General features: G+C 69.9%; 6 protein-coding genes and 1 pseudogene. 2 read left to right on the forward strand and 5 right to left on the reverse strand.

Annotated elements, in window-relative coordinates:
- Positions 1-95: 95 nt before the first annotated feature.
- The 4 genes and pseudogenes from ACIBK6_RS42190 to ACIBK6_RS42205 all read right to left on the reverse strand — a co-directional run.
- Entirely contained in the window at positions 96-1,664 is a 1,569-nt protein-coding gene (locus tag ACIBK6_RS42190) for an FAD-dependent monooxygenase (protein WP_399058769.1), read from the reverse strand.
- Between the two features lie 358 nt (positions 1,665-2,022).
- A complete protein-coding gene (locus ACIBK6_RS42195; RefSeq protein ID WP_399058771.1) occupies positions 2,023-3,045 on the reverse strand; it encodes a hypothetical protein in 1,023 nt (340 codons plus the stop codon).
- 69 nt (positions 3,046-3,114) lie between these two features.
- The gene (locus ACIBK6_RS42200) at positions 3,115-3,249 is read right to left on the reverse strand and encodes a hypothetical protein (protein WP_399058773.1); all 135 of its coding nucleotides are present in this window, start codon (positions 3,247-3,249) and stop codon (positions 3,115-3,117) included.
- Positions 3,250-3,295: 46 nt separating this feature from the next.
- Positions 3,296-3,454 (reverse strand): annotated as a pseudogene (locus tag ACIBK6_RS42205) (transposase); the annotation flags it as partial.
- A 488-nt stretch (positions 3,455-3,942) separates the two neighbouring features.
- Here ACIBK6_RS42205 and ACIBK6_RS42210 point away from each other — a divergent pair.
- Positions 3,943-4,101: a hypothetical protein gene (locus ACIBK6_RS42210; protein WP_399058775.1), complete on the forward strand. Its 159-nt coding sequence runs from the start codon at positions 3,943-3,945 to the stop codon at positions 4,099-4,101.
- A gap of 287 nt (positions 4,102-4,388) precedes the next feature.
- Positions 4,389-4,559, forward strand: coding sequence for a hypothetical protein (locus ACIBK6_RS42215; RefSeq protein ID WP_399058777.1), 171 nt, complete (start codon positions 4,389-4,391; stop codon positions 4,557-4,559).
- Positions 4,560-5,046: 487 nt separating this feature from the next.
- Here the strand turns inward: ACIBK6_RS42215 and ACIBK6_RS42220 are convergent, their stop codons facing one another.
- Positions 5,047-5,580: a hypothetical protein gene (locus tag ACIBK6_RS42220; protein WP_399058779.1), complete on the reverse strand. Its 534-nt coding sequence runs from the start codon at positions 5,578-5,580 to the stop codon at positions 5,047-5,049.
- Positions 5,581-6,592 lie beyond the last annotated feature (1,012 nt).

Consider the following 6,592-nt stretch of genomic DNA (forward strand, 5'->3'; position numbering starts at 1 on the left):
ACGCCAACGTCGCCCGGACACGGTTCACTTCATGTGCGTCCACACTCCCAACATGCTCGCGATCAGGACTAATAGGAAGACCTAACGGAGTCCTACTAGAGGTGTGCTGAGCGGGTGATGGTGGTGAGGGCGTGGTGGAGGGTGGAGTCGCTGGGCGGGTGGTCGGGCCAGCGGGCGCCGATGTGGCCGTCAGGTCGGATGAGTAGGGCTCCGTGTGAGCGGAGGACACAGAGGTCGAGGTGCTCGTTGGGAAGTGTCTCGATGTGCAGCGGCCATGGTGCGGTGGTTGGTTGCTCCCAGTGGGTGGGATCGGGAGTGAGCAGGGTGAACCATTCACCGAAGGCGTCGAGCGTGGAGCGGTCGTGTGTGAGCCAAAGGTGCGGCATGCGATGGCCCGGCTGTGCGGTGGGCCCGTAGTCCGTGCCGCTGTCGGGCGGCTCGGGTGGGGGGCTGTTGTCGGTGACGACGGCATCGGAGTGGTAGGTGACTCCGAGCACGAGACCGAGTTGGGCGAAGTACTGGTCCGACCAGGGAAGTTCGGTCTGGGCCGGCGGTGCTTCGCTGGTTTGGAGCTGGTCGCGCCGCCGGTTCTGCACTTGGAGCATGAGTTGGGCGTTGGCTACCGCTTGGCGGAGAGTCTGGTGGGCGACGGGGTGTCGCTCCGTCTCGTAGGTGTCCAATAGGTCTGGTCCGGCCCACCCGTGGAGAACACCCGCCAGTTTCCAGCACAGGTTGTGCACGTCGGCGATGCCGGCGTTCATGCCCAGGCCGCCGACGATGGGGATGGCGTGCGCGGCATCGCCGGTCAGTAAGATCCGGCCGTGGCGGAAGCGTTCGGCAACGAACGCGTTCATCACCCAGTGCTGGACCCGCAACACGTCGGCTTGTACATCGGCCCCGGGGCCGAGGGCGTGCGAGACGAGTTCGGACCAGTCGGCGTGCACAGCGTCTTCGGGTGTGGAAACGAACCAGGCCCAGCCGCCCTCGGGGTAGAGCGGGGCGAATAGGCCGTGCGCGGTGAAGTAGACGCCTGCGGGCTGGCGGGCGCACCAGCGGCTGAGATCGGCGTCGAACACGACGGTGGTGAAGTCCGCCATCGCTCCGGGACCGGTTGTGCCGATTCCAAGCCGCTGCCGGACGGTGGAGTTCGCGCCGTCGGCGGCGAGTACATAGCGGGCACGGACGCGTGTCTCTTCACCGCTTTCGTGGTCGACGAGGAAGGCCACCACGCTCTCGGATTCTTCGGCCAGGTCAATGAGCTCGACCCCGAACCGCACCGGTGCGTCTGCTGCGGCGAGCAGGGTGGGTTCCAACCGATCCTGCGAGGTGACCGCGCCGATCACGGGGCTTTCGGGTACCGGCGCGTTGATCCCGACCATCGCCGCTGAGGCGAAGTCGCGGTCGTGCAGGGTGTCGCGGAAGCGGATGCGGCCATACTCCGGCGCGAACGCGCCGGCCCTGATCTCGGCAGTGAGCCCGAGCTGGCGAAAGATCTCCATCGAGCGCACGTTGACCAGCCGGGCCCGGGGAAAGGGTGACAGCTCGCGGTGTTTCTCGACCAGCAGCGTCCGCACGCCCCAGCGTTCCAGCAGCACTCGGGCGGCGAGCCCGACTGGGCCACCACCGACGATCAACACCGGCACCTCGGCGTCTGCTTCGGACATGTCCAGCTCCTCCTGCTCGTCCTGGCCCGGCCGGGCACTCGGCATCTGTCAGCATGCCGTCTCGGGCCGTCCACCAGTCCAGGCGGTGATCAGACCGGCCCTCCACCTGGTGACCACCGCCGTCGCTCTCACGGATTTACACCACGCCGGGACCCAAGACCCCCGTTGCCGGCACCTCTGCCAGCGGCATTAGCCCATCCGTGAACGAAATGCCTCAAGCCCGATCAAGCCGTGGGATCTTGAGCCGCCGGACAAGTCACATGATCTGCGTGAGGCGTTTCGATCTCCGTGAGGCGTTACGTCTTCGGCTTCCTCGCGCACCTCGTGGTCGGCCCCTCGGCGGAAACTCTGGCGGTGTCTACTGGATGCTCCACCGGTGCGGATGGTCCGGCTCGGCGAGGCAGTGGAAGACGTTCAGCAGCCCGTACCTGCCGAAGGCGAGCCGGGCGGGGCGGGGGTCCCGTAGGTGCTCCGGGAGGCGGCGGTCCTCGACCGGCATCCAGCTGATGCAGCCGTCCCATTCGCGGCTGTCCAGGGTCAGCAGCAAGGCCATGGGCGTGCCACAGGCCACGCACGCCATGGCGTGCGGGTCGGTGCTGTGCCAGGAGGCGAAGCCACCGACGCGGTAGCCGGGCGGGATCGACAGGTCGTGCTGGTAGGTGAGCACGTCGGTGTCCGGGTCCTTGTCCGCGTTCCGCTCCTGCCTCTCCTCCCAGGCGCCGATCCTGGACTGCAGGCGCGCGGGCAGCGTTCCGACGTAGGGATAGGTGGTCACCTGCTCGGGGTGCAGCAGGCAGGGCTCGGGCACCGAGCCCTCGAAGCCGACCAGCAGCGGCTTCGGTGCGGCGCTGCGCGGCTCGCCCACCTGCTCGGACCGACGCCAGACCACGTGCAGGGCCAGGCCGTGGCCGCTCGGACCGTGCGCCTCGAACGGGCACCAGAGCACCTGCAGCAGATCGCAGCCATCCGGCCTGGCAGGCAGGCCCGGCACCTCCCGCCGGTACAGCTGGACGAGGCTGATCAGTGGGACCGGATCGGTGTCCGCGACGTCCGGCAGGCGGTGCTTCCGTCCCAGTTCCTTCAGCAGGACCCGCTCATCGTCCGTCGGCCCCGGGGCCGGGTCGCGCGCCCAGGCCTCGGCGAGCAACTGACGCTGTCGGCGGATGTCCGCGATGCGGTAGCCGCGCCCTCGTCGGTGCGGCTCGGTGCACATCGGCCACGGCTCGTCCGCGGGCCAGAGCAGCGGACCGCCGACCGAGCTGGCCGAGGCGTCCGGGCACCCGGCCCGAGGGTGAAGCCGGGTCGTCACCCCACGGTAGTCAGAGAGCCTCGGGAAGAGTTCTTCGACATCCAATGGTCGGGGCGGCGTGGTCCTGGTCATGGGCGTGACCATAGATCACCGGACTGGCCTCGTGGTGGGTCAGGGCTTCCAGGGCAGCAGACATACCCTTCACGCGGCCACCTCGGATCGCTCGACCAGGACACCGTTCTCGAACCGTGCGCCGGCCCGGACCAGGGGCACCAGGTGGGCGCCGGTGTTCGCGCGCCATCGCGTCTGAGCGGACTCGACGAGCTTGAACACCATGGCCAGGGCCGCTGAACGTCATGGCCAGGGCCGCTGCCGGATTGCCACCGTCGCCGATGACCAGCTCCGGGTCGCGCATGCCGCGGCGGCGGCAGTCGCGCAGCAGGTCAGCCCACGACTCGGTGGACTCCCGCAGCCGCTCCGCCGACGCGATCAGCTCCTTGGTGCCGTCGACGCGGACGCCGAGCAGGACCAGGACGCCGAGGCCAGTGTGTGGGTTGCTCTGTCGCAGCCGTCGTGGGCGGCGTACTGCGAAGCGGAGTTCGGTATCAGCCGGGCGCAGGCGTACCGGCTGCTCGACATGGCCCGCGCGGCCGGTGTGATCCGCGCGGCTGTCACCGCCGCAGATCTTGCGGGGTCGGATTCGGGTCTGTCTCGCAGGCGAGACAGCGTCTCCGGCAGTGGCGACAGCGCGGGCGGGGCGGTGGTGGTCGATTTCGGGTTGTCCCCGCGGGCTCTTCTGGCGGTCGCGGGCTGTGCCGATCAGGTCGCGGCCCCGATCACCCGGCGGCTGGCAGTCCTCGAACAGAGCAGCGGCGGCCGGGTCCTGGACGTGGACGCGGTGCGCGCCGTCGTCCACCAGGCCGTGTGCGACGTCTGCACCGTACCGCCCGCCGCGCTGGCCGTCGATCCGGCTGTTGCTGAAGGCAGTTCGCCCGGCTCGCTGCGCGGGATGTGACGGCGGCCGTTGGTGTGGCCGCGGTGCAGTGGAACCGGGCCGTACTCGTCCTGGCCGACGCCGAGCGCGACCTTGGACGGCCGGGCTGGCGAGGGGAGTGGACTGATGTGTACGAGTGCTGCGTGCCCGGCAACGAGATGGTCCTCGGCCCTTTCGGACCGGAAGGACCGTGACGCGGATGGTTGCAGCTTGTCACCGGCAACTGCGGGTTGTCACCCGTCGTTGGTGCTGCCGGGGGCTGCTTGGGCTCGTTGGTACGGCATGACGACGCTCAGGGCGGATTCCGGGATGCGAAGGCGTGGAAGGGCTGCGCGCTGCATCTGCGGGAGGTCCTGCGGCAGTGCGGCATGGACACGCGGGAGTGCCTGCCGGGTGAGGTGAAGGACTGCGGGAACGACTACGCGCACCACTGCACGGGCTACCTTGCGATGCTCAGGGCGGGGGCGGGGGCGGGGGCGCGATGCTCAGGGCGAGGGCGGAGGACGGGCTGTGGCACATCCACCACGGCCAGGGCGACGGCGCCGCGATGACGGAGCGCCTCTACGGGCGCTGGCGTGCCGAGCTGGTCCGCTACCGGGACCTGCGAGCAGTGCCGTACGTCAACACGGTGACGTACGGGCCGCGTCGGTGACATCCGCGGCGACGGCGGTCGGGCTCGTTGGGCCACTGGGGGGGGCGGCGTCTGGGCCGGAGTGTCCGGGGCGGACGTTTCGGCACCGGCAAGGTTGCCAGCCACCCGCCCCGGACACCCGTCACGCTAACGGCCTGCACTCCATTCATCCCGGGCGCGGCGTGCTGCTCACTGCTGGGCCTGGACGCGCATTCCCGGCGGCGCGGGGCCTTGACCGTGCAGGGTCCCGGGGCTGTGTCCGGACCCCCTGACCCTCGGGCACTTCAACCCTGACCGCCGGGTTTAACGAGCCTTTGCAGGCCATGTCACCCGGCTTCCTCCGTCCAGTCGAGTCGGAGCTCGGCGAGCTGCTCCCCATTCAGCTTGTCCCGGCGATTCTTCTGGTTGGGACCCACACCCCGAGCGGTACTTCGTGCTGGCGGCGGTCCCGGCCCGCGCAGGGGTGCTGCGGGCCGGGACCGTGAAGGGGTACGGAGGTCGACCGCGGTCAGAGGAGCTTCTGCGGGGCCTGGTACTGGTCGACGGGTGCGAGGTTGCAGGCGGACTTGGGGCCGCCGAGGCCGTGTCCGCCGATGCCCTCGCCCTCGGGCAGCGGGACCAGGCAGCGTCCGTCGACGTTGATGAGGGAGGCGCCGTAGGTGTTGAGGATGCCGCCCGCCTCGCCGCCGATGGAGGTGTCACCATTGCGGGTCCCGAAGTCCCTGGCACCGTTGCCCATGGCACCGGTGGTGTCGGTGCCGGTGGTGCCGGTGGTGCCGGTGGTGCCGGTGGTGCCAGTGCCAGTGCCGGTGATGCCGCTCACAGTTCCGGTGATGCCGCTCACGGCGCCGCTGCCGGTGTCACCGACGCAGCCGCAGCCGGTGCCGCTCGTGGTCGAGCCCTGCGCGAGAGGGGCGGCGAGGACGCTCTGGAGCGCGTTGGTGGGGGTCTTCGTGGCCTGGGGTGCCGCCGAAGCGGGCGCGGCGATGGCCATCATTGCGGCGGTGGCCAAGGCCGCTCCGGCGAGTACCTGCTTGATCACGGTTGTGCTCCCATTCGGTGGATCAACGAGGGGTGACAGGCCCGCAGTGTGGGAAACCTGCCGCCCCTGGGGGGTCTCCGGTTGGGTCACGGCCGGGGTCGGGACGGCTGGCACGGCACCTCGCCGCGTTGCCGAAACATCCCGATAGCTCCTCTTCCAAGGCCTTAAGGGTCAGAGGGGACCCCCATTGGAGATGCTCCGGCGCCTTGCGATGCACCGCACCAGCCGCCGCGCCCTGTCCGACCGTGATCTACCGGACACCTCCTGGAACGAGAACCGTACGCAAAGCGTCACAAATTGCGCTCATTCAGACGAACGCTCACAACTCGCTGGTCTGATGATGGCCGGCCGCCCGCCCCGGCGTCTTTCCCTGACGGCTCGTACCCCTATCCAGCCCGGGTGCGGGCGGGCTGGTCACCGGGTGGCGGACACGGAGCCGGGCAGCAGCCAGAGCCGGCGCGCCCCGCGACGTCTGTACCCGCCCCGCCAGGGCCGGGCAGGAGGCCGGGCTGTGGGTAGGGGGCTGGTGTGCCAGCGGCCGGTCGTCATGGCGGTGTCCGGGGCTGCGGGCACACCCACGGAAGCGAGTGTCTCGACCGCTGACGCCCAGCGTCACGGGGCCGGGGCTGTTCATCAGCAGGGCCTGGTTCGTCCGGAGGCCGGGCGTCGTTGGGTCCTCGCCCGGCTCAGTGTCCGGCGCGAGGGGGGGGCGCGGGACAGCGACGGGAGCGACCGTGGTTTCCCGGCCGGGAGGCCGCCTGTCCGGCTGAGCTGCTGGAGGACACGGGGGCCCCGGCCACGTGACAACCGGGGACCTTTGTGCGCTTCTCCGGCCCGTTCAACGACGGCCCGCAGGCCGGGTCACCGGGCTTCCCCCGTCCAGTCCAGCGAGCTGCGCGAGCTGGTGTTCGGTCAGTTTGATGCCCCTATGGATGTCAAGTCGCGTCTCGGGCTGGTCCTGTGGGATCTGCCGCCGGGTTTGCGGGGACAATGAGCCGGTAGATCTCTCGGG

This window comes from Streptomyces sp. NPDC050485 (assembly GCF_044458185.1).
GTDB lineage: Bacteria > Actinomycetota > Actinomycetes > Streptomycetales > Streptomycetaceae > Streptomyces.

Excerpts from the sequence above, each read along its gene's own strand:
- ACIBK6_RS42190 (WP_399058769.1), bottom strand. The coding sequence starts at position 1,664 with ATGTCCGAAGCAGACGCCGAGGTGCCGGTGTTGATCGTCGGTGGTGGC.
- ACIBK6_RS42195 (WP_399058771.1), bottom strand. The coding sequence starts at position 3,045 with ATGACCAGGACCACGCCGCCCCGACCATTGGATGTCGAAGAACTCTTC.
- ACIBK6_RS42200 (WP_399058773.1), bottom strand. The coding sequence starts at position 3,249 with ATGGTGTTCAAGCTCGTCGAGTCCGCTCAGACGCGATGGCGCGCGAAC.
- ACIBK6_RS42215 (WP_399058777.1), top strand. The coding sequence starts at position 4,389 with ATGCTCAGGGCGAGGGCGGAGGACGGGCTGTGGCACATCCACCACGGC.